The following is a 26,611-nucleotide window of genomic DNA, read 5'->3' on the forward strand; positions in this document are numbered from 1 at the left end:
GCTGTGAAAGTAACAATCTTCGGAACGGGTTATGTTGGACTGGTCACCGGGACTTGTCTGGCGGACATGGGACACCATGTGATGTGCGTCGACATCGACGAACAGAAAATTAATAACTTGCGTAGTGGCGTGATCCCTATTTACGAACCCGGCCTCGAAAGTCTGGTAAAAACCAATGTGGCAAATGGCCAGTTGTGTTTTACCGCCAACGCAGAAGAAGGCGTGGCGCATGCTGAAATTCAGTTTATCGCCGTTGGCACGCCGCCGGATGAAGACGGTTCCGCCGATTTAAAATATGTGCTCGCGGTGGCGCGCAGTATTGCCAGCCATATGCACAGTCACAAAGTCATTGTGAACAAATCAACAGTGCCGGTCGGTACCGCAGATAAAGTCAGTGCTTTGGTCAGTCAGGTGCTGGCGGCGCGCTCTTTGACGCTCGGTTTTGATGTGGTGTCGAACCCGGAATTCTTAAAAGAAGGCGCGGCAGTTAACGACTGTATGAAGCCGGACCGCATCGTGATCGGCAGTCAGTCGGCTCACGCCATCAGTGTAATGAAAGAGCTGTATGCACCGTTTAACCGCAATCACGACCGGATGATTGTGATGGACGTGCGCTCCAGCGAGCTGACCAAATATGCCGCCAACTGTATGCTGGCGACAAAAATCAGTTTTATGAATGAAATGGCTAACCTCGCTGAGCGCTTAGGCGCAGACATTGAACAAGTCCGGCTTGGCATTGGCTCAGATCCGCGCATTGGCTATCACTTTATCTATCCTGGCTGCGGCTATGGCGGCAGTTGTTTCCCCAAAGACGTGCAGGCGCTGATCCAAACCGCCGACAGCATCGGCTTTGACTCTGCCATTCTAAAGGCGGTCGAAACTATCAATGAGCGGCAAAAGTCGGTGCTGGTCAACCGGGTGCAACAGCATTTTGGTGCTGATTTACAGGGCAAAACATTTGCGCTGTGGGGGCTGAGCTTTAAGCCTAACACTGACGATATGCGTGAAGCGCCGGCACGGGTGGTGATGGAAGCCTTATGGCTGGCCGGTGCCAAAGTGCAGGCATTTGACCCGGAAGCGATGGAAGAAACCCAGCGCATTTATGGTCAGCGCGCCGATTTGGTATTGTGTGGCACTAAAGAAGCGGCGTTAAAAGACGCCGATGCGCTGATCATCTGCACCGAATGGAAAAACTTCCGCGCACCGGACTTTGACAGCCTGAAACAGAGCTTACGCCACGCGGTGATTTTTGACGGTCGTAACCTCTATGATCCGGAAGTGGTTCGCCGCTACGGGTTCAGCTATTACGCCATTGGCCGCGGCGACAGTATCAAAACTTATTGACGCGAAGTGCCGGTGCGCTGCACAGTTGATGCAACAAGACGGATACCATAAAGCCTGCCTGCGCAGGCTTTATGTTTACATGGATTTGGCTACAAGGAACTGACAATGAAGTTTTTGGTAACAGGCGCCGCTGGCTTTATCGGCAGTAAAGTCGCAGAAGAGCTGGCGCTGCAGGGCCACATGGTGGTTGGCATCGACAATCTGAATGACTATTACGATCCGGCGTTAAAACAAGCCCGGCTGGAGCACATTAGTGCGCGTCTGGCGCAGACCGGCCAGAAGGCGTGCTTTCGCTTTATCCGCCTTGATATTGCCGACCGCGAAGCGATGGCTGGCTTATTTGCCGCCGAGCAGTTTGAACGCGTGATCCATCTGGCCGCTCAGGCCGGTGTACGTTATTCCATCGATAATCCAATGGCTTATGTCGATTCCAACTTAGTCGGCATGATGACTGTGCTCGAAGGCTGCCGCCATCACAAAGTGCAGCATCTGGTGTATGCCAGCTCCAGCTCGGTGTATGGCAATCAGCAGAAAGTGCCATTTAGCGAGACCGATCCGGTCGACACACCGATCTCGCTGTATGCCGCGACGAAAAAAGCCAATGAACTGATGGCGCACACCTACAGCCATTTATATCAACTGCCCACCACCGGTTTGCGCTTTTTCACTGTATACGGTCCCTGGGGCCGGCCCGATATGGCGCCATGGAAATTCACCAAAGCCATTCTCGAAGGCAGAACCATCGACGTCTACAACCACGGCCAACTGCAACGCGATTTCACTTATATCGACGATATCGTTGAAGGGGTGCTGCGTATACAGGACAAAGTACCTGGCAGCGAACATTACCCGACGCAGCTCGCCGACAACCCGTATTACGCTATCTACAACATCGGCAACAACCAGCCGGTGGCATTGGAAGACTTTATCGCCGCGATAGAACAGGCCGCCGGCGTCAAAGCCCAGAAGAACTATCTGCCAATGCAAGCGGGGGATGTGTATCAGACTTATGCGGATGTGGAGAGGTTGAATTATGCAGCATGCTTCGCTCCTCAAACATTATTACAGGACGGTATGCAAAAATTTATCGACTGGTATAAGACGATTGAAATGCTGAGAGCAAAATGATGTTGAACGATTTATTGTTTGATATTGAGAGAGACCTATGCAGAAAACCAGGATTTTGGATGTTTCTAAAATACGTTTTTTTTAAACGGTCTTTTCAAACTGTGCTTTTGTATAGGCTAAGGCATTTGTTAAGCAAAAAGAAATATATTAATAAAGTAAATATATTTCTGGATTGGTTTAGTTTTTTTCTTACTTCATGTGACATACATGCATCAGCTAAAATAGGCAAAGGCATGTATTTCCCACATCCTGTCGGAGTTGTAATTGGTAAAGGATGCATTATCTTCGACAATGTTACGATTTATCAAAATGTAACTTTGGGGCGGCGAAGTGTTGATATTCCTGAATATCCTACAATTCATTGTGGATCTACACTTTGTTGTGGTTCTGTTATTTTAGGTAAAATAGAAATAGGAGAAAATACTATAATTGGGGCTAATTCAGTTGTTACGGAGAACTGTGAACCGAATTCAACATACGTTGGAGTTCCAGGGCGTAAGATAAGAAATGCTTAAACGTATATTGTCTGTGGGGATGTTGGAAGTTTTGGGGATGTTGATACCGATTCTCGTACTTCCAGTGCTATCGCATACTTTAAACGAGAGGGAACTTGCTGATTACCTATTGATTACAACTTTCATTATTGTTAGCCAGCAAGTAATTGATTACTCTTTTACTTATATTTGTGGTCGATGGGATAGACAGGAACTTGAAGATGGTTTTTCCGCCATAGTAAGTGCAAAAATTGTTTTATTTTTAATATGTATAACCGCAAGTATACCAATAATTATTTTTCAGATCGACATGGCTGGTTGGGCTGTTTGTCTTGCAATATGGTTCGGCATAATATCGTGCTTTTTTTCTATTTCATGGTATTTTTCCGCCATTAATTTATATCATACTTTTCAAAAGTTTAATTTTTATATAAAATTTTCGCTTGTTATTTTTGCTTCATTTGTTCCTGCTATATTCGGATTTGAGATATTCATATTACTTTATTATTCAACCACAATGATTGCTAGCTTTTTACTATCGGCATTATTTTTAGATAAAAAACTAATAGTAAATTGCAGGCTCAATTTATTTGCTGGTTGGCGCACATTGGTAGAAAATTATCACCTGTTTTTTGCTGATTTTGTTCCTCAACTATATGTCACTTTACCGCTCATTGTTTTTAAAAATAGTTGGGACTACCAGCTCTACACCGCAGCATCAATAGCTACAAGGTTTTACAATGCGGGGATGTCAGTTCAGTGGATGATTCTTAAATTAATTATCCCATCGGCAAAAATTTTTCAGAAAATAACTATTTTGAAAATGAACATTGCCACCTTGTCATTATCATTAATATATATATTTCTGGCTTTTTTTGTAGCGTCTTATCTGATTGAATTTATGTTTGCCAGTAATGCGGCTGCTATTGTCCATTACTTCCAGATGCTTTCACTAGGATATATAGGTGCTGCATTGTATGTAACTAATGGATATGCAATGCATATATTGCTTAGGACCGAACACATACTGAAGAGGGATTCTTTTATGATTGCAATTCCTGCGTGCATTTTTGTATGGTCTATGTGTGAATATTTTTCAGCTTACGGATTTATAGTATCTTTAGTATGTGTACGTAGCCTTATAGGAATACATTTCACTGTATCTGCATTTAGGAAATTCTAGAAATTGATCAAAGTCATACATGTCGTAAGGAATTTAGATCGGTATAGCGGAGCCGCGTATCAGGCGTTGACACTGGCTATGCTTCAAGTTGGCACGCCAGTGCAATCTATGGTCATAAATATATCTGATACTTTAGATTCTTCAGAAGAATTCAGACATGGACTTAAGATATTTAATGTCCGGAAGAACCGTGACTTTACCAAGATAGCCTGGTTGTTCTATAAATCAGATATTGTTCACTTTCACGGCATGTTTTTCAAAGAAGTTCTTCTGGCAAAATTAGTTTTTTGCAAAATTTTATTAAAAAGTACATTGTTAGGCGAAGATGATTTTTATTCTATTTCGTTAAGATCACTTGGTTGGCTACGTGTATTTATTTTGTCTAAAACTATTCATATAAATAATGCACTTTCATCACCAATTTATGAAATAAATAGAAAATACATCAAGCAAGAAAAATTAATTAAATGCCCCAATTTCGTGATGGTAAATGAATGTCCAATTGTGAAAAGTGATATCGTAGTATTCGTAGGTGCGCTTGTTAAAAGAAAACAACCATTAGAAGCAATTAAGTTTTTTGAAAATAATTTTTTACCATTGGGATATAAAATGCTAGTTGTTGGTCCGAATCATATTTTTGAGTCTCCAGAAGATGAAGAATATCACCAGCAAGTTATGTCATATGCTGCACCATTGAGCGAATATATTTCATTTACTGGCAAGATAGCTCAATCAGAGGTAAGAGAAATATATAGGACAGCAAAAGTACTTATATTCTTATCCGAAAAGGAAGGCATGCCAAACGTCGTATTGGAAGCGATGGCAGAGAACTGCTTTCCGGTAACTTCTGACATAGGCGGTATCGCACAAGATTTATATACGCACGGGGTTAGTGGTTTTAATATTGATTTTGATGATTGTTTTAATGTTGATTTAATAAATGTTTCGATAGAAAACAGGTGTATGCATTGTGAAGCACTTCGCCGTTTTGATTTCAGGTTGGGTGTGGAAAGTTATGAAGGCACATACAGAAGGATGATGTGCATATGATAAAAATGATTACAACACAACGTCGTATTTATTCGGCGGCACTGTTTTACATGATGGTGTTATCATCAGCTTACATCGATTATGAATATTATAATTTTTTCAAGCTGATTTTATTGGCAATATCATCGACCATATTGCTAGTGTTTTGGAAACGTGAGTCATTTAGCAATGCTTTAAAATTCAAGTTATTTTTGTTGTATTCTATTTTTCTAGTTGTTTTTTTTCTACGGGAAATAGATTCATATTCTCTAAGAATTGTTTTTAATCTGCTCGTCACGATTGTATGTTCGGCAGCATTTTTGCTAGTAGGGGTTTATAAGTTAGATCTAAAAATCGGCTTGCTTTTTGTGTTTGCCTTTTTTGTTTATAATTATATTTTCAACATCAACCTTTATGATGGAAAGCCACAGGCTCATGCGCAGGTATTCACGTTAGTGACCTTAGCGATGGTTCTAATACCGCTTGTGAAAAATAGGATTGCCTATTTCTTATTATTAGCAATTGTTTTGGTCTCACAAGTGCGAAGCGTGTTATTGGGTTTTTTGCCAGTGATGATTATACGTATTTTAAATTTGTCCAGACGGATTACAGTATTTGCGCACATGTTCGTAGTGTTTTCAGCTGCTTTTGGTTTTTATTACCTTAGTGTGAACTTAGACTTGATGCAGGAAATTTTCGGAAGCTCGTTAAATAGTCTAAACTGGCGCTTTTATCATTGGAATAATTTATTCAATGATTTTAGTGGCGTTCAGTGGATCTTTGGTGAAGGGCTAGGCTACTCATGGCGTATAACCTTATATATTGAAGATTTTTATACAGATGGGATAAATTACGTTGCTTCGCATAGTAACTATGTGAAAATAGTTACTGAATCCGGACTTGTTGGCCTGTTAGTCTACTGTGTTTTTATGTTTGTTTGCTACATTAATAGCTCAACAATTCCGCGAGCCTTGATCGTTTTTTATATCTCATATGGTTTTTATGATGAAGGTGTCTGGTTGTATAGCATGTTTTGGACACTTCTTTTGACTTATGAAAAGGTGCTGTCAGATGATTGAAATTCTTATGACCATCAAGGATCGGCAAGACTACCTAACGAGACAACTTGATTTTTTATCACCAATGCTTAACGTAAAGCTTCGACTTACGGTTTTTGACGATGGATCTGAGGTGCCATTGGTTATTGACACTGATAACCCATTTATCAGGATTTTTCGGTCAGAAATGAATTTAGGATTGATCGAGGCGAGAAATCAGTTGCTTATTAAATCGTTTCAAGATGCTGATTATGTTTTGTATCTTGATGACGACATATTTATACACAATTTGCAGCTATTCATCGATTTTTCCATAAATGAATTGCAAAAAAACGAGTTTGTTGCAGCTGTATCTTGTCCATATATAAACCTGCCGACAGTTAAACATGGTTCTATCAGTACATTTAAAAAAGTAAAAGAACTATCAGCTCCTGACAGCGTATTTGCTGTGTATTTTTTTGGTGGAACATCGATATTTAAACGAAGACTATTACTGAACTTTGGTGGTTTTGAAGGGGCTTATAGAATATATCTTGAAGAAGAAGATTTAGCACTTAGGCTCTACTCTGCTGGTTTTCATTTCCAAATAGCATATGGACAAAATTTCATTGCTATTCATGACCAAGCTCCGGGCAAGAATTTCAACGAAAGGAATCAGTTTTTGTTGTCAAACAGACTCTTGTTTCATTATAAGTTTATTGATAATACTTTGGTGAGATTTCTGCTTAATTTTATATATTTGATTGTGTACGCTATTAAAATTGATAAATTTTCAAATTATAAAAAGGCCATTAGTCGTTATAAAGATATGAAACGACATGTAGCTAAGAATTCAGTTGGGTTTTCTGTTTTTGGTCGGTTTTTTATGAAAAGGTATTTTTGATGATAATCACTAACTTTAAAGGGATGAGTGAGGTCGGTGGTCAGCTAGTTTCTTTTGTGAATCCATATTCATATTACATGTTGAGACATAATCTGGACAAATATAGTAATATTTCATTCTTATCTGATGGTTTTATTTTCTGCTTGGTATCTCGTTTGTTCGGTCTTGGGGTGCGAAGATATAGCTTTGATCTTACCTCCATAGCACCTGAGGTTTTTGCATCTTCAAGAGGTCTAAAAATTGCCGTTGTTGGCTCTACGGAGACAAATGTGCAAAAATTTAGGGGAATAGTCAAGTCTAATTATAACTGCGAAATTTACTTGGCTGTTTCAGGTTTTTTGAGTGGAAATTCTGAATTCGAATTGATTGAGAATATTGTTAGAGAAAAATGTGACTTAGTAATAGTTGGTTTGGGAACTCCAAAGCAAGAAGATTTTCTCTTACGTTTAAAGATGTCAGGATACTTGGGTACAGCGTTTACCTGCGGCGGCTTTATTACTCAGACAGCCGAAGCTGATGGTGAATATTATCCTCATTTAATCAATAAGTACAACCTGCGGTTTTTATATAGAATGATAAAAGAGCCGCACACGATAAAAAGATATTTTTGTATTTATCCAATTTCTATAATCGCATTTTTTTTCGACTTATTGCAAGGTAGGGTATCATTCGACAATAAAGAATAGCTAAAAAGTAAGTTAGTTCTGACACTTATAGGCTGAAGTATTATTGTGAAGCTCCGCTAGGCCGGATGTGGAAACGCTATCTGCAGACCAACATTCAGTTTGCCTGGTTATTGCTGAAAGAAAAATTCCGGCGCTAACTGTCGTGCCGGAGCCTGCACAGGCATAAGTTGTTTGATGGGAATGGAGTTGTTATGTCGTGTTGGCCGTACATTCAGAGTGACCTTTATCGATATGCCGGCAAGGTGTCGGTTTATCTTTTTCTGAAGCACCTGGTGCGCAATAAGTCGTTTAAGTACTCGTTCTGGTTGCGTCTGGCCAGACATCATAATGGGTTGGTCCGCAGCATCGCGAAGCTGATGCATCGGCATTTGTCTGGCAAATATTTGCTTGAGATCCCGGTCAGTACTGAGATCGGCTACGGTTTGTATATTGGTCATCATATGTGTGTGGTGATTAACGAGACGGCGAAAATTGGCAATAACGTCAATCTCAGCCAGTTCACCACTATTGGCTCAAATGAAGGCAATGCGGCGGTGATTGGCGACAATGTTTATATTGGCCCTAGTGTTTGTTTGGTCGAGAATGTGCAGATTGGCAATGACGTTACTATTGGTGCCGGCAGTGTGGTCACCCGGGATATTGCGTCGCAGGCTACCGTCGCCGGGGTGCCAGCCAAGGTGCTGAATTTTAATAACGCTGGCCGGTTTGTGCAAAACCGTTGGCCGGTGAAGCCGGCCTGATGATCAAACTTGGCATGCGGTTGTCGCTGTTGCTGGCGTTGTTGGCCATGTTGCTGCTGATCGTGGCGCTTTATCTGCCACAAACGGCACTGCAGGCCAAGCAGATTGAGCGGACGCTCGGTGGCGATGCGGTATTGCATGTGACAGTTGGTGCTTTGTTGCCGCTGACTTTAGGTATTCTGCTGCGGCTCTACCGCTGGCCGTGGCGACGTCAGGCGGTCTTTTGGTGTGGTTGTCTGCTGCTGTTCGCGGTGGATGAACTGGCGCAGGGTTTGTCACCACTGCGCGCACCTGCCGCGGCCGATTTTGCTTTCTCCGCGCTTGGTTGGTTGATTGGTTGCAGTAGCTGGATGCTTTGGCTCAGTTTTCGCCGTCAGCCTGCCATCTAGCGTTGTTGCTGCTTGCCAATTGGCAAAGTCAGTCGCTGTGTCGCTGCCAGTAACTCCGGGCGTATTGATAACTCAGACAAATCCCTAAGCTTGCACCCAGTACCAAACTGACTTGCACCAGCAACTGGACTGCATACGGCAGTAATGTTGTTGATCCGGCTTGTGCCAGCTGTTGGCGGCCATATTCCGTCAGATCCAAAAACAGCGGGTGTGCACAGTAGATGCCGAGGCTATGGCGGCGGATGGCTTGCAGTAGGCGACTGCGCACCGGCGGTAACGGCTGTAGCAGTTGCCATAACAGCAGTGCACTAAGCAGAACCGGCAAACTCATCCGATGATAACTGTAATAAAAGGGTTCACTGAGGCCGGCATCCCGTTGCCAGTGATACAGCAAGGCGCTGATGCCGATCAGCACCAGCAACATAGTGCCTGACAATAGCGGAGATCTGGTTGGTTTTTCTTGCTGCGGCCGTGTCAGCCAGGCACCTAACAGCAGGTAGGGCAGATAGCCCAGCGCCCACAGCGGCCAGGGCGGTTCGGGCAATGCCAGCAGAAAATACAAACCATGCAGGCTTTGCTGCAGTATCAGCGCCAGCCAACAAAACAGCGTTTGTTGTGTAGGCGTCAGCTGTTGCCAGAACCGGCGCAGCGGCGGCAGCAGCAGGTAAACGCCGGCCAGCATATAGATAAACCACAGATGAAAATATGGCGCGCCGGCGAGCAGCTGGTCTGCAGCGGTGTCGAGGCTGTAAGGCTGATGTTTGACCTGTGCTTTCAGCGCGCTCCACAACAGGTAGAACAAGCTCCACAGCAGTAAAGGCAATGCTAGTTTCTGCAGTCGATTGTGATAAAACTGCGTCGCGGACTGATGAGTGCGGTTCAGTAATAATGCACCGCTCAGCATTAAAAACAGCGGCACCCCGGCGCGGCAGGCGCTGTCAATCAGATTGGCCAGCCACCAGTCGGGGCTGCCTGGCACCAGCCGGTTCACACCATTCGCTGCAGTATGCAGTAATACTATTGCGACAGTTGCAAAGAGCCTGATAGCATCGAAATTCGGCATAACGCATGTAGGATCAAATGGATAAGTTCGCACTGAGCCTAACACAAGCCATGGCAGGCGACGAGTGGCCGCTGCAGTTTCTGTTGCAACAGGCCTCACCAGCCTGCCTGCGTCTGTCGCCGTTCGCAGGCAGGATCTTCTGATGTTGCGACTATTGCACCGTTTTGCCGGCAGTGTCGCCGGGACTGCCGTAGCACAGGCGGCGCTAGCGTTTGTTACGGCGTTGCAGGCTTTTTTGTTGCTGCACAGCAGTGCCGACAACAGCCTGGCTTTTGGTCAGTTCAGCCTGTCGCTATTGTGGCTTGGCACGGCGTTATCATTGAGTTCTGCATTATTTGGTGCACCGCTGCTGATCCGGCAAACACGCCGCGCCAGTGCGCTGTTCTGGCAACTGCAGTTGTATTTTGCCTGTGGCTGTGCGCTGCTCAGTGCCTTATTACTGTGGCAGTGGCAAGCGCCGTTGTCTGCTCAAATTGGTTTTGTTCTGGCGCATGGACTGGCCTTGGCCCGCAGTCTGCTCAAACAATTACAGCAACAACGGCAGCAGTTTCGGCGAGTCGCTCTGCAGGACCTGAGTTATGCCTCGCTGGTTTGCGCGCTGACGCTGTGGATGTTTGTCAGCGAAAAGCTGACGCTGACGGCGCTGGGCTGGTTAAATGCGCTGCTACTGGCGCTGCTGCTATTGAGTGACCTCAGACTCATCCGGAAATTGCAGCGACTGTCGGCTCAGCGTTGGCACCGGCCTTTGTGGTGGCGAGCCTGGCAACAACAAGCTAAAGCGGCTTGCGCCGGCGTCTTAGCAATTGAGCTGCTGGCCAACAGTTATCTGTATTTGCTGGGCGCCTGGCATGGCGCAGCGGCGGTGGCGCCGGTTGCGGCGGCGGCATTGTTATTCCGTCCGGTTGGCGTGTTGTTGCAAGGCATGCAGCAGCAGTGGCGACCGCAGCTGCGACAAGCAGTGGTCACAGGCCGGGTGCAGGCACCGTTGCTGCGGGGCATGCAACAGCTGAGTCTGGCTGCCGTGCTGGGGAATGGTTTGCTGGCGGCCCTGCTGTTGGGCTACTGGCCGACGCTGATCTGGCCGGCCGGCGCAGATCGGCAGTTTTTTACGCTCTGTATGCTGATGGCGGTACTGACCGCGCTGCGGGCGGCGCGCCAAACCCCGGTGCTGCTGTTACAGGCAGAAAACAGATTTGCCATACTGGCGCGGGCGCAGTGGCCATTTGCCCTGGGAGTTGCAGCGCTTGTCATGTTGCTGCTGGCGACCGGCACTATTTCGGCGTCGCAGGCCGATCGGCTGGTATTGTTGTTAATTGTCGCCGAAGCAGGTCTGTATTTGCAGTTAAAGCGCCTTTGTGTGAAGCCAGCGGAGAAATCCTGATGAACCCTGTTCTATACCCTTTTTTTATGCTGCAAAGGATTGATTGCTGATGTTCGCCTCAACGCTTGTGGTCTTAATGTGCAGCTACAACCGCAAAGCTCGCACGCTGGCGGCGCTCTCGGCGTTATTTGCGCAGACAGTGCCGGCACCATATCAGCTGCAGGTGTTTCTGCTGGACGATGCCAGCAGTGACGGTACGGCCGACGCTGTTCAAAAGTTATATCCACAGGTGTGTTTGCTGCAGGGCAGTGGTCAATTATATTGGAATGGCGCGATGCGTTTGGCCTGGCAGCATGCACTGGCTCAACAGCCTGCTGCCGCGGCTTTTATCTGGCTGAACGATGACGTTGTATTGGATGACAATGCGCTACTGCGTTTGATAAAAGCCTGGGAATTGGCGCAGTCCTGCAGCAATCAACCGGTTGGCGCTGTGGTCGGCGCAATGCGCGAGCCCGGTACGGCGCGGCTGTCATATGGTGGCAGATGCCGGCACAGCAGATTGCAGCCGCTCAGGCTCGGGCCCGTGCTGGCAGCGTCTGATCAATTGCAGCGCTGTGACTTTATCAACGGCAACTGGTGTTTGATCCCGGCGGCAGTAGTAACTCAGATTGGCATCTTAAGCCCCGATTTTACCCATAGCATGGGCGACTACGATTATGGACTGCGCGCGCAGCAGGCAGGTTTTTTGCTGTATCAGGCGCCCGGTAGTTTCGGTGACTGCGCCGCGAATAGTGGCCGTGGCGGTGTGTTGGATGCGGCGCTGCCGATGGCACAGCGACTCAGCCTGCTGAACCTGCCTAATCGCTGGCCACCGGCTGCCGAATGGCGTGAATTCATTCGGGCGCATGGCGGTCCACTTCGCCACCTGGGCCTACTCAGGGTTTTATTGCGGCAATATTGTCCACGTTTGTTTTTATGGTTACGACAGCGCCATTTTCCACCGACGTTGGCAACGGTCGTGGCACCTGCATCGCAGCCACAGTTGGTGCCCGTGCGGCAGGTTGTCATAGTCCAACAAGTGCTGAAGCAATACCGGCTGGCGTATTTTGATCAGCTGGCGGCAACATTGGCGCAGCAGCAAATCCGGCTCACGGTGTTATTCGGTGTGGCGGACGGTGCCGAAGCGCAAAAAGGCGACAATATCAGCGTGGCACCATCAGCGCATTATCAGGCGGTCAGCGTCAAGAAGTTCGGACCGTTGATCTGGCAATGGCACGCACGGCTGGAACAGGCTGATGTGGTGATTGTCGAGCAGGCGAACCGGCATTTACTGAATTATTGGCTGCTGTGGCGCCGGCAACGCCGCGATTTTCGTCTGGTGTTTTGGGGCCATGGTTATGATCATCAGGCAAAAAAAACGCTGCGCGCGCGCTGGAAGCAGTTCTGGCTGACGCGCTGCGACCATTTTCTGGCGTACACCGCGGCTGTAGGCGAATGGCTGGTGGCACAAGGCATGCCGGCAGCGCAAATCACGGTGCTGAATAACAGTCTGGATACCACCGCATTGCTGGCGCTGCCTGATCCGGTGTTGGAGCTGACTCCACGACCATTGGTGTTGTTATATTGCGGCGCTTTGTATCAGGCAAAACAACTGCCGTTGTTGCTACAAAGCTGTGCTGCGCTCTATCAGGCAAAGGTCATCAGCCGGTTAATTGTGCTGGGGGACGGGCCGCAGCGTGCATTGCTGACAGAAACGGCGGCTAGTGCGCCCTGGCTGGATTATCGGGGGTCTTGTTTTGGCGCGGACAAAGTTCAGGCCTATCAGGCGGCGGATCTGGTGTTAAATCCGGGCCTGACCGGCCTTGCGATCCTTGACGCCTTTGCTGCCGGCCTGCCATATCTGACGACAGAACAGCCCGACCATAGTCCGGAGATCAGTTACCTGCGACATGGGGAGAACGGTTATCTGCTGGCGGCCGAAGTAGCGGCGATTGTTAGTGCAGTGACCACACTCCAACAGGACCCATCGCTGCGCCAGCAGTTAAGCCTGCAGGCCCGGCGAAGCGCCGGCCTGTATAGTCTGTCGCAGATGGTCGCTGCGGCGGCAAAAGCAATCCAGGGCCAGTTACCGGCGCTGGCTGAGTGCCAGTACCGGCTATTGCATCAGGCCTACCGACAACAAGGTGGCGAAGATCTGGTGGTGGCGCGTGAGCAGGCGTTGTTTGCTGCAAATGGCGTGACGTTATCTGCCGAGATCCGGCAAACCCCACAGGCGCTTAGCGTTGTGACCCGGCTCAGAGCCATCGCCGGCTGGTTTGGTCTGCTGACTGATACCACACCGCTGACAGGCTTGTGTCGCGGCGATGTGTTGCTGGTGCATAATTTGTTTCCGCTGCTATCGCCATTTTTGCTCAGCGCCGCCCGCCGGCGCGGTATTCGGACTGTACTTTATCTGCATAATTTCCGGCTGCTAACGCCGACTGCTAGTTTGTTACCGGGTGAGATAGCGCAGGCGCCTGGCTGGTCTTTGCTGCGGCAGCAGTGGCGCCAGCCGGGCAGGCCGGAAGGGCGCTTCGTCAGTGTACTATTGGCGTTAGCCTTGTGGTGGCAATATCGTCGTAAGGTGTGGCAACAGGCAGATGTTTTGGTGTGTCCTTCAGAATTTGTTCGGCGACAGTATCTGGCGGCGGGATTTGACGGGCGGGCGCTGCTGGTTAAACCACATTATGTACCACAGCGATCGTTACCAGTGGAGGCGCCGCAGGGGGATACACCGGCAACGCCGTTTGTACTTTTTGTTGGTCGTGATGACCCAGCGAAAGGCCTGCCATTTTTACTAGACATTTGGCGCGAAGTCTCAGGGTTACCTGAGTTATGGATAGCGGGTGCTGGCGCGGGATCTCTCGGATCAACATCGGGTGTAAGAATGCTGGGAACGCAGGACCAGGCGGCACTGAGCCGGCTCTATCAGCAAGCCTGTCTGGTCGTTGTGCCTTCCCTGGTAGCGGAAACTTTTGGCAACGTAGTGATTGAAGCTTATGCCGAAGGTACGCCTGTTTTGGTCGCCAATAGTGGGGCGCTGGCGGAACTGGTGTTGCCCGCTGCAACTGGTTTGATTTTCCGCACCGGTGATCGCAACGATTTTCTGGCGAAATTGCAGCAGCTACTGGCCAACCCACAGGCCACTGCAATAATGAGGCAGCAAGCTCAGCAACGTTATCAGCAACTTTACAGCAGTGCTGCACAGTGGCGTTTCTATGGTCCGTTACAGGAAGGTGTTCAGCGCATTGACTGAAAAAAGTGGCATTGATTGCAATGAGTGCGGTGATGCAGACATAAAAAAACCGCCAGAAACAGGCGGTTTTTTTAACAGTAAGTACGCGACGGCTGGTTGCTGGCGCTTAGACCTGGCGACGACGCAGTGCTATACCAGCTAAACCCAGGCCAAACAGCAACGCTGTTGCCGGAACAGGTACCGCAACCAGTGAGACATTGTCCAGGTTCGCGCCTTGTTTGTTACCGTTGGTACTGCTCAAACCGTTCCAGTTCCAGGCTTTGTCACCGGCGGCGCCAAAACCGACAGTCATATTTGTTGATGTGGCGACCAACTTAACTTTGTATTCAACCCAACCGCTGTGGTTAGCCAAGGTAGTATCGACGGTTGATACTTTAAAGTCGGCGTAAGTTGGCAGATTGTCAGTTGGCAGCCAGAATACGTTCATAGTATTGTCGTCGGCAGCTTTGGTCCGGCTGTGATACCAAAAACTCAGCTCATAACTTTGGCCGATTTTCAGGCCTGTCAGATTTTGCGAAATACCAGCATTGGATTGGTTAGAGATTTTGCCGTTGACGACGTTGAAGTGCGTGTCCAGCTCGACAAAGTTATTGCCGTCCTGTGCATTAAAACCAACAATTTGACCGTTAATATCATATTGCACGCCGCTGATTGACAGCTCAACCTGCTCACCATACAGGCTGTTCCAGCCTGGCAGTGTGGCAAAGATACCCCATTTATCGCTGGCAGCCAGTTGGTCGTATGTTCTTGATTGATATTGAAAACCGGAGTGCTGGTAGAATTTGGACATGTCAGACGGTTTAGTCTCGAAGCTGCCGTTTTGGATCAACGCAGCATGAGCAGCCGAAGTACTGATAAGAGCGAACAGAGCAACAGCTCGTGCAAAATACTGCTTAGACATTTTAACTCCTGATGACCTAGCGCTTGCATTCATCCATGGATAGCAAAAAATATGCCATCACGCAAGCTGTTGAAATTTAACGATTTTATTTTCAAGCTTTGTGCCTATGTAAATAAAATCGACAGAAGATCAGTGGCTTGCATCATTAACTTCGGCTACAAGCACAATCTCTATAGTAGCGACAAAATTGGCAGGGGCAAAAGGCTTTTTGTTGAAATTTGTTTTAAAGCTTTCAACGCACAGCAGACAGTTGCTTTAATGCCGTTTCGACCAGAGGTTCGCGCCATAAGCGGGCGGGCGAATGCTGATACTGTTCCTGACTCAGCCAAATCTCATCTCCGCGGGCGCAAATCCCCTCGAGCTGGCCCGCTTGCGGCAAAGGTACAACTTTCAGTAGTTTAAACTGACGGTCGGTTACAGCGACAAAAGCGTCAAACTGGCCTTGCAATGCGAATCGGAGCAGTTGATGCTGATAATTCTGATAGCCGGTCAGCAAAAAGAGTTGTGACTCTGGCAGATACACCGCATCGGTGACCAGGCCAGGCAGGTCTGGTATCAGCGCTTTGGCGTGCAGGGTTTGCATAGTCTGCGCATGCGGATCCAGCTGATACACCCGACTGATGCCGCTGCGCCAGCTCTTACTGAACATCCATAAACTTCCATCTGCGTAAGCCAGAGCTTCGACATCAAAATCATGCTGATAAGGTTGTGGAGGGGATAACGGATAATCGTGAAAACGATAAAGTAAAGTGCCGTCAACCCGCACAGCACCATTAATCCGGTTGTGAAGCAGCCGGTGAATTTCACCGTGCTGACGGCTGCCGCTGTTATTGCCCGTATCGCCGATATACAAATGTCTGGCATCGCTGGTCAGTGCTTCCCAATCCAACTGAGAGAGTGGCAGAGGTATCCGGCTTAGTTTTAGTGTCGCGTCAAGTTGCTGCAACTCGGCAGCGTGACCGGAATCATTGATCGAGATAAAGCCGGTTGCTGTGCAGACCAGCCCTGATGTTTCGCTGCTGTCTTTTGGCAATAATGACGTATCTGTCAGCAACAAGGGGCGACTACTACAGGCTGTCAGGAGTACCACTGTGACCAGGGATAAATATTTTACTGCACCCGCCATCAAGGTCCTCTACAAAAATTAGAAAAAGTTGTATGTTGTTGATGTTACCACGAGAAAAAGCGTTTCATTTACAAAGTGCAACATTGCACGGCTGGTTTGTAGTCAGTAGAATGGGATTGGCGCTGATTCTCCGTGCAATCAGCGAGCTTGCAATGCTCATTCAAATATTTCAGGGAAGTGTTGTTTGAAGAAGTCCAGTTCAATTGAAGTGAGCGGTAGTAGTTATGCTGCACTTTATCGCTTTATTGATTATGCCATCCTGATGTTTGTCTTGTTGCTGAGCTGTATCACCTACGGCGTCAGTTTCGACAAAAATTATCTGATTTTACTACTTGCCGAAATTCTGTTGTTTTCTTATCTGGCTGAAGGCATGTCGTTGTACCGCACCTGGCGTTTATCGGCTTTCCGGCAGATGATTCGGCTGGTAGTCGTTGTGATGGTGATCTCTTTTGCATTGCAGCTGATTTCTTTATTTTTGCTGAAAGTTGGTGCCAGTTATTCGCGTGTGATTATGACCGCCTGGTTCAGCGGTTCTGTCTTTTTGATGGTTGGCTGGCGTCTGGCTCAGCGTGTTGTGCGGCGGGTGCAGCTTGAACATGGTATTCACCGGCAAAAAGTTGCCATCGTCGGACTGACTTCGCGGGGGATCCAGCTGGCTCAGCAATTTGCCTCGGAACGTGAGCTTGGATTTGAATGCATCGGTTTTTTTGACGACCGGGATGCATCACGGATGCCGTCAGACTACCAACATATGCTGCTGGGGACGGTAAATGACGCTGTGATGCGTGGCCAGCAGGGGGAGTATTCACGTTTATATATCTGTTTACCAATACACGCCGAAGCCAGGATCCAGCATATAGTCAGCCAACTTGGCGATACCACGCTGGATGTTTATTTGGTGCCCGATATGCTGACACTCAAAATGATGCAGGGGCGGCTCAGCAGTGTTGGTGACATCGACACCATCAGTGTATTTGAATCGCCACATCTGGGATTACAAAGCCATTTTAAGCGCACTTTCGATGTATTGTTTAGTGCTGCTGTGCTGTTGGTTTTGAGTCCATTGTTTTTGATATTGGCGGTCTGTGTCAAACTGACTTCGCGAGGACCGGTGTTGTTTCGCCAGGATCGTTATGGCCTCGATGGTAGAAAAATAGGTGTGCTGAAGTTTCGCACGATGAAAGTCCAGGAAAATGCTGAGCTGGTCGTTCAAGCCACTCGTAATGACCCCCGGGTTACTTGGTTTGGCGCATTTCTGCGGCGGACATCTCTCGATGAATTACCGCAGTTTTTTAATGTGTTACATGGCGAAATGTCAGTAGTCGGGCCCAGACCACATGCGGTTGCGCACAATGAGCAGTACCGCAATCAGGTGGCTTTTTATATGCTCAGACACAAAGTAAAACCAGGGATCACAGGTTGGGCACAAGTCAATGGCTGGCGTGGTGAAACTGATACTTTGGATAAAATGGCGAAGCGGGTTGAATTTGATCTGTATTACATCCGTCACTGGTCGTTGTGGTTTGATATCAAAATAATCGTGAAAACAATTTTTAAAGGATTCAGTGGCAAACATGTGTATTAAAAAGGAAAGCAATAGCATGGGGAAGCTAAAGTTAACGCACCTGACTGGGATGCTGATATGCGGTGTCGTTACGGCAGCTCAGGCGCAAGAGCCTGAAGGCGTGATCCGGACTGAATCAGGCGTGGACTTTATTCCGGGACTGGTAACGTCATTGCGCCATGATGACAACGTGATCAGGGATAAAGCAAAAACGGTGTCTAGTTGGCTGACAACAATAGCACCTTCATTAAAAGCCAATCTTGTCGATGGTGCCAACAGTTATACGCTAAGCAGTGCACTGCGCAATGGTAAGTATTTCAGCAGCGATGCGGATAATTACACTGACGGTTACGTTGATGCCGAAGCCCGGTTGTCGCCAGGCAGTGCACACCAGTTGAATCTTCAGGTGACCGGCAACTGGTTGCATGAAGATCGGGGTACTGGTGTGTCGGAAGGCCGTGGCCTGGTGCAGGATGAAGTGACACGCTATAACAGCCAGAGTGCTGAAACCGAGTATGAATACGGTAGTCCGGGGTCGACCGGAAAACTGCGGGCCAATGCGAAGTTCTTTAATAAGGACTATGACAATTTCCGCGAAGTTACTCAGTATCGGGATTTTGACCTGCGTCAGCTTGGCGGTGGTTTTGTGTATCAAACCGGCGGCGCTTTTAAGCTGGTCGCGGAAGTTACCAGTGCAGATATCAATTATAAGTCTGTTGATTTGAGTGGTGCGCGGGATAACCAGGACACGAATTATCGGCTCGGTACCGAATGGGAGCTGAGTGCCATTACGACCGGGATTCTGAAGCTTGGGTACCAGAAAAAAGACTTTGAACTGGATCAGCGGGAGAATTTCAGTGGTTTTGCCTGGGAGACCATAGTGCAATGGCAGCCACTGACCTATTCTGGTTTTGATTTTGCTGCTGGTCGCCGCGCCAAAGATGTCGATGCGCTCAATATCAACTCGGACTATATCGTTGAAACCAGTTACAGCATTGGCTGGAATCACCAGTGGTCAGAAACTCTGACGTCAAAACTGGCTTATGAATATCAGACTAACGCGTACAACCTGTTACAGACCAGCGCGAATAGTTTGCTTCGCCGTGAAGATACGAATAAGGTGATCACTGCAGAATTAACTGCAAAACCAAAGCGTTGGTTGCAGGTCACCGGTTTTGTTAATTTGGAAGATCGCAGTTCCACCTTGGGCATCATTGAGTTTGACCGCACAGTCTATGGTGTTGAATTCAAAGTGACGTTGTAAGGATAAACAGATGTTGGGCAAAGGCTTGGGCAGATTTATCGGCAGATTTTTCGCCATCTCATTGTTGTTATGCTTCGGTGTGATGGCGCAAACCACAACAGCGTCGACGCCGCAAAGTGCTGATGATTATGTGTTGGGGCCGGGCGATATTATCAAAATCAAAGTATTTGGTGAGCCTGAGCTAGATTTGGAAACCCAGCTGACCAACAGCGGTACATTGAATTACCCATTTCTTGGAACGATCAAGGTCACCGGCATGACGCTGAAGCAGGTCGAACAGCATCTGTATCAGGGGCTCAAAGGCGATTATTTTGTTGAGCCCAATGTATTTGTTGGCATGGTGCAATACCGGCCGTTTTATATTCACGGCGAAGTAAAAAAACCAGGCGGTTATCCTTATCAGCCCGGTATGACAGTGGATCAGGCCGTCGCATTAGCCGGCGGTATGACCGAGCGGGCGTCTCGCGAAGACATCATTATTTCGCGGGAGGGCGACAAAGCCACTAAACAAAAAGGCAATCTGAACACCCAAATCAGTGCCGGCGATACAATCACAATTGAGCAGAGATTTTTCTGATGGCGATTTCAGCTGAGAACACCGCAGCAACTGCTGATGAAGTGATTGATTTACGTAAGTATTTTATGGTGATTAACCGCTCGAAATGGCGGATCTTGTTGCTGGCTATACTCGTATCGGCGTTGACTGTTTTTGTTGTGCTGAATATGAAACAGATTTACAGCAGCAAAGCGACGTTATTGATCGAAGCTCAACAAGCCAAAGCGGTCAAAATAGATGAAGTGTACGGGATCAATTCAGCGCAACAGGAATATTACCTGACGCAATTTGAGATACTCAAGTCACGGACTATTGCTGAATCTGTTATCGACCGGCTGCAGATTGCCAGCCATGCCGAATTTGTACCACAGCCCGGCTTGCTTGATGACTTGCGCAGGTTATTGCCATTCTTAACTGCCGGGACGCAACAGACTTCAGCAGAAGGTCAGGCTGCGCGTGAACGGGAAAAGTTGATTCAGGCGTTTATTGAACGCTTGTCGATAGAACCAGTGCGTAAAACGCAACTGGTCAGCATTGTGTTTGAAGCTCAGGATCCGAAACTGGCGGCGGACGTCGCTAATGCAATTGGTGAGGCGTACATAGATGGCCAGCTGGCCGCCAAAATGGGGATCACACAAAAAGCCAGTACCTGGCTGGGGGGCCGCCTGGGTGAGTTGCGGTTAAAACTGGACCAGTCCGAACAGTCATTACAGGAGTTCCGTTTACGTGAAGGGCTGGTCGATGTGGCCGGCGTCCGGAGTCTCGGCAGTCAGGAACTGGAACGGTTAGGTGAGCAAATCACCCAAGCCAGATCAAAAAAAGCGCAAATCGACGGATTCGTCCGGGTTGTTAAACAATATGGCACTGATCAGATAGCAAAACTGGAAAGCCTGCCAGAAATCACCGCGCATCCCGGTGTGCAAAGCGTCAAGATGGAAGCTGTTTCAGCGGAACGTAAGGTCTCAGAACTCAGTAAAATATACGGGCCTAAGCATCCCAAATTACTTGCGGCTAAATCTGAACTTGCTTCTGTTCAGGAGAGCCTGCGCGAACAAATCCGCAAACTGTTGTCTGGCATCAGCAATGAAGCTGACACATTGTCGCAAAATCTGGCCGCGCTGGAAGCTGAAATGCAGCGCGCCAAAGGTCAGTATCAGGATTTAAGCGGAAAAGAAGCTGAGTATCAGCGCTTACAGCGTGACGTGGAAACCAATCGCCAGTTGTTTGATACATTTATGGCGCGTCAAAAAGAAACTGAAGTCACCGGCGATTTTAACTCAGCTGTGGCCCGTTTTACCGACCGCGCGATGCCGGCGGTTGATCCAATTAAACCCAAACGGAAATTGATTGTGATACTGGCTTTTGTCGCAGCCATTGGCTTTGGCATTATTGTGGCATTTGTCATGGAATCGCTGAACGACACTATAAAAACCACCCAGGAAGTCGAAGTAGTTCTACAACAACGAGCCTTGGGCGTGGTACCCAGAATTGTTGGTAAACAACAGCTGGCACAAATAAACCGTACTTTTTTTGCCACCGAAGCACGATTGTTCAGTGAGTCGGTGCGTTCGGTACGTACCAGTTTGTCGCTGCTTGGTTTAGACCGTCCGATGCAGGTGTTATCGGTGACCTCTTCCATTCCCGAAGAGGGCAAATCAACGGTCTCCAGTAACCTGGCTTTTGCCTGTCGCCAGCTTGAAACTGTGTTGCTGATTGATGCGGATATGCGTAAACCAACTATTGCGAAACGTTTTGGTCTGCCGGCATTTCAACCTGGCCTCGCCAATTATCTGGCGGAAACAGAGACATTGGACGATTGTATTGTCAGAGATGAGCAAAGCGGCATCGACATTATGTCAGCCGGCACCATCCCGCTGAATCCACTGGAATTGTTATCGAGCCCGCGTTTGGTGGCACTGTTGACGGAACTGCGTGGACGCTACCAGAAAATTATTATCGATACGCCGCCAGTACACGCAGTCAGTGACGCGCTGGTATTATCCCGCTTGTCAGATGCTGTCGTGATGGTTGTTAAAGCGGATCATACCCGTTCTGGTCTGGTGCAGTTGTCCCTGTCGAAACTGATCAATGCGCATGCCCGTGTTGTGGGGGTAGTGTTGAACGACCTGGATTTGAAAAATGCAGAGCGTTACGGGAGCTACGGTTATTACCAATATTATGCGCAGTCGTCAGAATAGACATGATTGACCTGCATAGTCACATCCTGCCCAATATCGATGACGGTGCTGCAGATGAGAGTGAGACGCTGGCGCTGCTGCGTCTTGCTGCTGCCGATGGTATAAGGCAGATGGTGGCGACGCCGCATATAAACCCGGGTTATTTTGATAACAATAAGCTGACTATCAACACTGCATTAGCCAGTGCGCGTGCACTAATACATCAGCATCAGATCCCGTTGCAACTGGCGGCGGCCGCCGAAGTCCGCCTGACCGAACAGCTCATTCCTGCGATTGAACAGCAGCAAATGCCATTTCTTGGGCTTTGGCAGTCACAGCGGGTATTGTTATTAGAGCTGCCACATAGCCATGTGCCCGCCGGCACGGATAAATTATTAAAATGGCTCGGTCGTCAGCAAATTATCGCCATGATCGCGCATCCGGAGCGAAACCGCGACATTCAAACGAACCCTGCATTACTGCAAAGTCTGAAAAATGCCGGCTGTCTGTTTCAACTGACTGCAAGTTCATTGTTAGGAGACTTAGGCGATCGTCATCAGCAATGTGCAGAGTTCCTCGTTCGCCAGCGGATATATCAGGTCATGGCGACCGACTGCCACAACTTACAACGCCGGCCGCCAAAACTGCGACTGGCGCGCCAAACACTGGCCCAACTCACTGACGACGACTATGCCGAAGCTTTGGTATGCGGTCATCCGGCACAAATTACCGCGACGCTGGATTTCGGCGGTGAGCTGTGAGTGCGCTGCTATGGCGCCGGTTGTGGCTCTGCGGGCTGGCCGTGTCTGTTGCTGCACTGATGGGGCTGGCAGTTCAGGCAGGTGTTGCTAGTCTGCATTATTTTCAGGCTGCTTTTGCGTTGGAACGCTGGCAGCAGGATAAACCGGATGCAGCACAATATCAGCATGCCGCCGCTGCTATCGCTGCAGCCGCAGAACTACAGCCGGGCAATCCACATTATTTGTTAATGCAAGCCAAAATAAACGAATGGGGCTGGCACACTGGTTATCTGAACACCGATGCGCTTGCCAAGAACGAAAGCCTGTATCTGCAGGCCATTGCACTGAGACCTGACTGGCCGGTGGCTTATGCGGACTATGGCTATTATCTCGGATTTACGCAGTTCCGCCTGACGGAAGCATGGACGCAAATGCAATTAGCACTGCGGTACGGCGCTTATTTGCCGCAGGTTCATCAGAAGTTTCTAAGTCTGAGTTTTCAGTACTGGCAATATTTGTCAGCCGGACAAAAAGCAGAGGTGTTTCGCTACCTGCAGCGAACAGTGTTTGGTGAGCTTGGTGGTCAGACGATTCGTCTGGTCACTCAGTTTCAGCTGCAGCGGCAGGTTTGTATATATCTGAGCCGTCGGGTGGCAGAGCGTAATGAGTGGCCACAACTTCAGTCCAGATTGTGCTCAGAGGCGAAGCCGGCATCATGACGGGGCTTTCAGGCTGGGGGAAGGTGCTCGCCACTCAGGTTCGTATCCAGTCCTTACCGTCGTTATTAAACGAGCTGGTGAGTCGGGCAAAGCGCCGCCAGCCGACACGGCTGTATTTGTCTAATGTGCATATGTTAATGGAAGCCAATGACAACGCAGATTTTGCGGCAGTGCTGGCCCGCAGCGAATTTGTCTTGGCTGATGGAAAACCAGTGTGTTGGTGGCAGCGTTTAGTCAATGGTGAGGTATGCCCGCAGATACGGGGAATTGATCTGGTATTGGCGCTATGCCGACGTGCGGCTGCTGAAGAACTTCGTGTCGGAATTTATGGTGGTCATGATGCGGCAGATGTTCAGCGAGCCGTCAGCAGATTGAAGCAAGTCGTGCCGGGGCTTACAATCTATTATCAGCACGCTCCGATATGGCAACCTTTACCGGCCAGCGCTGATCCCCAGCAACTTGCCACAATGCAGGCCGCAGATCTTGATATTTTACTGGTCGCCTTAGGCTGTCCAAAACAAGAAGTCTGGATTGATCAGTACAGTTCGCAACTGCCACCCATTCAGTTGGGTATGGGTGCTGTGATCGATTTTCTAAGCGGCCGCCGTCGGCAGGCGCCGCGCTGGGTGCAACTGTTGGCTCTGGAGTGGTTGTTTCGTTGGTTGCAGGAACCACGTCGGCTGGCGCCCCGATACCTGCGGCATAATCCGCGATTTTTAATCAGTTTGTGCCGGGCCTGGTGGCAGCAACGCAGCCGGTGAATAAGTGTCTGGAGAGCAGTGTTTGAACAAAAAAGTGGCGTTTATTACCGGGATCACCGGGCAAGATGGGTCTTATCTTGCGGAGTTGTTGCTCGCCAAAGGTTATCAGGTGCACGGCCTGAAGCGTCGAGCCTCTTCACTGAATACCAGCCGGATAGATCATATTTATCAGGATCCGCATCAGCAGGACCTGCCATTATTTTTGCATTATGGCGATATGACTGACAGTCTTGCCTTGTGTAGCTTGCTGCAAAAAATTCAGCCTGACGAAATCTATCATCTGGCCGCACAAAGCCATGTTGCAGTGTCGTTTGAAGCGGCCGAGTACACAGCCAATGTGGTCGCGCTTGGCACTATCCGGTTGTTAGAGGCAGTGCGTTTAGCAGGCCTGACTTGTCGGTTTTTTCAGGCTGCGACGTCCGAGATGTATGGCAATGTCACCAGCCTGGTGCAAAACGAAGATACGCCATTCCGGCCCTGTTCGCCGTACGCGATCGCCAAAGTCGGCGCATATTGGACCACTGTCAATTACCGCGAAGCTTATGGTCTGTTCGCCGTGAACGGCATTATGTTTAACCATGAATCACCACGACGCGGCGAGACTTTTGTCACCCGTAAAATTACCCGGGGCCTGGCAGCGATTGCGCTGGGTCAGCAACAATGTCTGTACCTGGGAAATCTGGATGCCCGGCGGGACTGGGGGTTTGCTGCCGATTATATGGATGCAGCCTGGCGCATGTTGCAGCAAGACACACCCAATGACTATGTCATTGCGACAGGCGTACAGCATACTGTGCGCGAATTTTTGCAGAGCTGCGCGGCAAGCCTCGGCATCAGCCTGAGCTTTAGCGGCAGTGGCCTGACAGAAGTCGCTACAGTCCTGAGTTGTGATCCAACACGCACACCTGGATTAAAGCCGGGGGATGTAATTTTGCGAATCGACCCGCGGTATCTGCGCCCGAGCGAAGTGCCATCGTTATGTGGGGATGCCACGCGGGCCAGAACCGCGCTTGACTGGCGACCAGCAACAGATTTTGCCGCGCTCTGTCAGATGATGATGGCGCATGATCTGGAACTGGCCAGACGTCAGGCACTGCTGGAGGCCAATGGTTATGCCCGCTGAAGCTACATCTGTCAGTCAGGCAGGTCAAAAACCGTTGAGGGTGTTTATTGCCGGTCATCGCGGCATGGTTGGTCAGGCGCTGCATCAGGAGTTTGCCAGTAGCAGCCAATATCAATTGATTACCGCAGACCGGACCACACTGGATTTAACACGTCAGACAGATGTCGAAAACTTTCTTCAGCAACAGCGACCAGATTGGATCCTGGTTGCTGCTGCCAGAGTAGGTGGTATCGCAGCCAACAGACAATATCCAGCTGATTTTTTACTGCAAAACCTGCAAATCGCGACAAATATATTGGCAGCAGCACATCAAAGCGGTGTATCGCGAGTGTTGTATCTTGGCTCTAGTTGTATTTATCCGAAATTTGCGCCCCAGCCAATTAACGAAACTGATTTGTTAGGCGGTGTGCTTGAGCCCACTAATGAAGCCTATGCTGTTGCAAAAATTGCCGGCTTAAAGCTTTGCAGCAGTTTCCATCGCCAGTATGGTTGTGACTTTCGCGCTTTGATGCCGACTAACTTATATGGGCCCGGTGATAATTTTGATATTCAACAGGCTCATGTGGTGCCGGCGTTAATGCGCCGGATGCAGTTGGCCAGAGACAGTCAGCGATCACTGCAAATCTGGGGCAGTGGTCAGGCCCTGAGAGAGTTTTTGCATGTGGAAGATTTAGCCCGAGCTTGCCGGCTGGTGGTCGAATTATCTGCGGCCGAGTATTGGCGTGCGTGTGCCGACACTCCGGGCTTTTTGAATGTCGGCAGCGGGGAAGAGATTAGTATTGGTGCGCTGGCGGAACTGCTTTGCGGTATTATCGGTTATACCCAGCCACTTGGCTTTGACCTGACGAAGCCCGACGGCACACCGCGTAAACTGCTGGACAGCAGCCGTCTGCGTCAACTGGGATGGACACCGCAGATTTCGCTGCGACAAGGACTCACACAAACCTGGCATTGGTATGAGCAGCATCAGCAGCAACTCCGGGGCGCCGCCAGTTCCAGTCGTTGATTTAACTTAAAAATGGGACACAACGCCAGGATAATTGACAGTTATTCTGTGCTCCATCAGA

At 48.7% G+C, this 26,611-nt stretch carries 24 protein-coding genes; 21 read left to right on the forward strand and 3 right to left on the reverse strand.

The window, feature by feature from the left end:
• The first annotated feature begins 3 nt into the window (after positions 1–3).
• The 10 genes from ABNT34_RS01925 (at position 4) to ABNT34_RS01970 (ending at position 8,934) form a co-directional block, all read left to right on the forward strand.
• Positions 4–1,344, forward strand: a complete 1,341-nt coding sequence (locus ABNT34_RS01925) for a UDP-glucose/GDP-mannose dehydrogenase family protein (RefSeq protein WP_348728317.1) — start codon at positions 4–6, stop codon at positions 1,342–1,344.
• A 105-nt stretch (positions 1,345–1,449) separates the two neighbouring features.
• Entirely contained in the window at positions 1,450–2,472 is a 1,023-nt protein-coding gene (locus ABNT34_RS01930) for an NAD-dependent epimerase (protein WP_348728319.1), read from the forward strand.
• A complete protein-coding gene (locus ABNT34_RS01935) occupies positions 2,469–2,987 on the forward strand; it encodes a serine O-acetyltransferase (RefSeq protein ID WP_348728321.1) in 519 nt (172 codons plus the stop codon). The genes ABNT34_RS01930 and ABNT34_RS01935 overlap by 4 nt, the downstream gene beginning before the upstream one ends.
• Entirely contained in the window at positions 2,980–4,149 is a 1,170-nt protein-coding gene (locus ABNT34_RS01940; RefSeq protein ID WP_348728323.1) for a hypothetical protein, read from the forward strand. Before ABNT34_RS01935 ends, ABNT34_RS01940 begins: the two co-directional genes overlap by 8 nt.
• Positions 4,150–4,227: 78 nt before the next feature.
• Positions 4,228–5,199: a glycosyltransferase family 4 protein gene (locus ABNT34_RS01945; RefSeq protein WP_348728325.1), complete on the forward strand. Its 972-nt coding sequence runs from the start codon at positions 4,228–4,230 to the stop codon at positions 5,197–5,199.
• The gene (locus ABNT34_RS01950; RefSeq protein WP_348728422.1) at positions 5,196–6,257 is read left to right on the forward strand and encodes an O-antigen ligase family protein; all 1,062 of its coding nucleotides are present in this window, start codon (positions 5,196–5,198) and stop codon (positions 6,255–6,257) included. The genes ABNT34_RS01945 and ABNT34_RS01950 overlap by 4 nt, the downstream gene beginning before the upstream one ends.
• Positions 6,250–7,119: a glycosyltransferase gene (locus tag ABNT34_RS01955; RefSeq protein WP_348728327.1), complete on the forward strand. Its 870-nt coding sequence runs from the start codon at positions 6,250–6,252 to the stop codon at positions 7,117–7,119. Before ABNT34_RS01950 ends, ABNT34_RS01955 begins: the two co-directional genes overlap by 8 nt.
• Positions 7,119–7,805 (forward strand): WecB/TagA/CpsF family glycosyltransferase, encoded by a 687-nt coding sequence (locus ABNT34_RS01960; RefSeq protein WP_348728329.1) that lies wholly within the window; start codon positions 7,119–7,121, stop codon positions 7,803–7,805. The genes ABNT34_RS01955 and ABNT34_RS01960 overlap by 1 nt, the downstream gene beginning before the upstream one ends.
• Positions 7,806–7,996: 191 nt before the next feature.
• Positions 7,997–8,545 carry a hypothetical protein gene (locus ABNT34_RS01965; protein ID WP_348728331.1) on the forward strand — a complete coding sequence of 183 codons (549 nt, stop codon included), beginning with the start codon at positions 7,997–7,999 and terminating at the stop codon, positions 8,543–8,545.
• Positions 8,545–8,934 (forward strand): hypothetical protein, encoded by a 390-nt coding sequence (locus ABNT34_RS01970; RefSeq protein ID WP_348728333.1) that lies wholly within the window; start codon positions 8,545–8,547, stop codon positions 8,932–8,934. Before ABNT34_RS01965 ends, ABNT34_RS01970 begins: the two co-directional genes overlap by 1 nt.
• Before the next feature lie 28 nt (positions 8,935–8,962).
• Here the strand turns inward: ABNT34_RS01970 and ABNT34_RS01975 are convergent, their stop codons facing one another.
• The gene (locus ABNT34_RS01975) at positions 8,963–9,997 is read right to left on the reverse strand and encodes an acyltransferase family protein (protein ID WP_348728335.1); all 1,035 of its coding nucleotides are present in this window, start codon (positions 9,995–9,997) and stop codon (positions 8,963–8,965) included.
• Positions 9,998–10,139: 142 nt separating this feature from the next.
• On the opposite strand from ABNT34_RS01975, the gene ABNT34_RS01980 reads away from it, so the two are divergent.
• Positions 10,140–11,378 (forward strand): hypothetical protein, encoded by a 1,239-nt coding sequence (locus ABNT34_RS01980; RefSeq protein WP_348728337.1) that lies wholly within the window; start codon positions 10,140–10,142, stop codon positions 11,376–11,378.
• 49 nt (positions 11,379–11,427) lie between these two features.
• The gene (locus ABNT34_RS01985) at positions 11,428–14,613 is read left to right on the forward strand and encodes a glycosyltransferase (protein WP_348728339.1); all 3,186 of its coding nucleotides are present in this window, start codon (positions 11,428–11,430) and stop codon (positions 14,611–14,613) included.
• A gap of 106 nt (positions 14,614–14,719) precedes the next feature.
• Here the strand turns inward: ABNT34_RS01985 and ABNT34_RS01990 are convergent, their stop codons facing one another.
• Positions 14,720–15,514, reverse strand: a complete 795-nt coding sequence (locus ABNT34_RS01990; RefSeq protein ID WP_348728341.1) for a DUF642 domain-containing protein — start codon at positions 15,512–15,514, stop codon at positions 14,720–14,722.
• A 232-nt stretch (positions 15,515–15,746) separates the two neighbouring features.
• Entirely contained in the window at positions 15,747–16,640 is an 894-nt protein-coding gene (locus tag ABNT34_RS01995) for a hypothetical protein (protein ID WP_348728343.1), read from the reverse strand.
• A 184-nt stretch (positions 16,641–16,824) separates the two neighbouring features.
• Between ABNT34_RS01995 and ABNT34_RS02000 the strand changes: the two genes are divergently transcribed.
• From ABNT34_RS02000 to ABNT34_RS02040, 9 genes are read left to right on the forward strand one after another with little or no spacing between them, the layout of a single operon-like run.
• On the forward strand, positions 16,825–18,225 hold the full coding sequence (locus ABNT34_RS02000; protein WP_348728345.1) for an undecaprenyl-phosphate glucose phosphotransferase: 1,401 nt from the start codon (positions 16,825–16,827) through the stop codon (positions 18,223–18,225).
• Between the two features lie 16 nt (positions 18,226–18,241).
• Positions 18,242–19,468 carry an outer membrane beta-barrel protein gene (locus tag ABNT34_RS02005; RefSeq protein WP_348728347.1) on the forward strand — a complete coding sequence of 409 codons (1,227 nt, stop codon included), beginning with the start codon at positions 18,242–18,244 and terminating at the stop codon, positions 19,466–19,468.
• A gap of 10 nt (positions 19,469–19,478) precedes the next feature.
• A complete protein-coding gene (locus tag ABNT34_RS02010) occupies positions 19,479–20,045 on the forward strand; it encodes a polysaccharide biosynthesis/export family protein (protein ID WP_348728349.1) in 567 nt (188 codons plus the stop codon).
• Positions 20,045–22,222 carry a polysaccharide biosynthesis tyrosine autokinase gene (locus tag ABNT34_RS02015; protein WP_348728351.1) on the forward strand — a complete coding sequence of 726 codons (2,178 nt, stop codon included), beginning with the start codon at positions 20,045–20,047 and terminating at the stop codon, positions 22,220–22,222. Before ABNT34_RS02010 ends, ABNT34_RS02015 begins: the two co-directional genes overlap by 1 nt.
• 2 nt (positions 22,223–22,224) lie before the next feature.
• Positions 22,225–22,962, forward strand: a complete 738-nt coding sequence (locus tag ABNT34_RS02020) for a CpsB/CapC family capsule biosynthesis tyrosine phosphatase (RefSeq protein ID WP_348728353.1) — start codon at positions 22,225–22,227, stop codon at positions 22,960–22,962.
• The gene (locus ABNT34_RS02025) at positions 22,959–23,660 is read left to right on the forward strand and encodes a hypothetical protein (protein ID WP_348728355.1); all 702 of its coding nucleotides are present in this window, start codon (positions 22,959–22,961) and stop codon (positions 23,658–23,660) included. Before ABNT34_RS02020 ends, ABNT34_RS02025 begins: the two co-directional genes overlap by 4 nt.
• Complete coding sequence (locus ABNT34_RS02030) at positions 23,609–24,421, forward strand: WecB/TagA/CpsF family glycosyltransferase (RefSeq protein WP_348728357.1); 813 nt, start codon at positions 23,609–23,611, stop codon at positions 24,419–24,421. Before ABNT34_RS02025 ends, ABNT34_RS02030 begins: the two co-directional genes overlap by 52 nt.
• Positions 24,422–24,443: 22 nt before the next feature.
• Positions 24,444–25,544, forward strand: coding sequence for a GDP-mannose 4,6-dehydratase (gmd, locus tag ABNT34_RS02035; protein WP_348728359.1), 1,101 nt, complete (start codon positions 24,444–24,446; stop codon positions 25,542–25,544).
• Positions 25,534–26,550 (forward strand): GDP-L-fucose synthase, encoded by a 1,017-nt coding sequence (locus ABNT34_RS02040; RefSeq protein WP_348728361.1) that lies wholly within the window; start codon positions 25,534–25,536, stop codon positions 26,548–26,550. The genes gmd and ABNT34_RS02040 overlap by 11 nt, the downstream gene beginning before the upstream one ends.
• The last annotated feature ends 61 nt before the right edge of the window (positions 26,551–26,611 follow it).

The sequence above is a fragment of the Rheinheimera texasensis genome (assembly GCF_964031785.1).
In the GTDB taxonomy this organism is placed as follows: Bacteria; Pseudomonadota; Gammaproteobacteria; order Enterobacterales; family Alteromonadaceae; genus Pararheinheimera; species Pararheinheimera texasensis_A.